The organism is Burkholderia sp. Bp9143 (assembly GCF_003853645.1).
Lineage (GTDB): Bacteria > Pseudomonadota > Gammaproteobacteria > Burkholderiales > Burkholderiaceae > Burkholderia.
Window position 1 is genome coordinate 1 of the sequence record NZ_QTPO01000137.1, and the last position, 1,250, is coordinate 1,250.

At 63.8% G+C, this 1,250-nt stretch carries 1 protein-coding gene; it reads right to left on the reverse strand.

Annotation, left to right across the window (positions count from 1 at the left end; genetic code table 11):
- A partial coding sequence (locus tag DIE23_RS38985; protein ID WP_148093500.1) for a type VI secretion system Vgr family protein occupies window positions 1-1,250 on the reverse strand: 1,250 nt, incomplete at both ends.

Here is a 1,250-nt window from a genome sequence, read left to right on the forward strand (position 1 = left end):
TGATGACTGCCTGCAAAGATCGTGTGCTCGCCCGCTGTTCGCACCACATACCCCTGTTCGCTGATGCGTACCTCGGTTCTGCCGGCGTGCAGCACGATTTCCTCGGCCGCGTGCAGGTGGATACTGTCGGTCGTGCTCGTGATCTGGATTGCCTTCTTGGCGGTCACGTCAACACCATCGGTCTGTGCTTCGACGCGCACTTTCCCCGCTGCGGCGACGAGCGCCATGCCCGCCTTGTGCACGAACAGCGAGAACGCATTCGACACGCTCGCGAACAGCGAACGCCCCACGGCAATCCCGACATGCCGGCCGCTCGTGACCGCCACATCCTCTCCACTCGCGATATGGGCGCTACGCTCGGCCGCCAGACTGATGCCCGCCGATGCCGCCATCACAATGTCGCGCTCCGTCAGCTCCGGGAATTCATCTGCCGTGCCGGACGGTGTTCCCCGAATCGCATCGTTACGCGCCTTGATCGCACGGGTGACGTCGCTCTGGTCCGCGCCACGTTGTTGTGCGTTGTGCTGTTGCGCCAAATCCGTAAGGCTTTCCTGTCGCTCGCGCGCCTGCGTCAGCCGGCCCATTGCCTCTTTGGCGTCCTTCGCGTGACCCGGGCCGCCCGGTTGACCGTCCGTCGACACGAACAATCCCTTCAACGCCCGGACAACACCCCAGTCGTCGGTGCGAAGATCGAAGCCTTTGCCGCGCGCATCGGCACGACCCTTCTTTCGAGTGATGCGCCGAAGGTTGCCGAGACTCAGCAGGGACGTGCCCGCGTCGCTGGCAATCTGCGTCTGGATTTGCTCTCGCGTATCGTCGATTGCGAGATGACCGGATGCGTTGCCGTGAAATTCCTTGCCGCGCAGCACCGACAGCGCCTGGTTGTGCGGCAGGTCCAGTGCGGGCTGGCGGAACGCGTTGACGGCACTGCCGATAATCACCGGCAAATCCGGATCGCCGTGGTAGTGCGAAACCGCGACTTCATGACCGATGCGCGGGATGAACGTCGCGCCCATATCCACGCCTTGCCACGGTGACAGCACGCGCAGCCAGATGCCCGAATGCTCATCGTGCCGGCCCTGCCGATCCCACTGGAACTGCACCTTGACCCGACCGTATTGGTCCGTCCAGATTTCCTGCTCGGCGGGGCCGACAACGATGGCCTTCTCCGGCCCGCTCATGACGGGCTTGCGAACGCTGCGTTCCAGGCGGAACGGTTCGTTCGTCGGCAACAGTTCGAATTGCGCGTC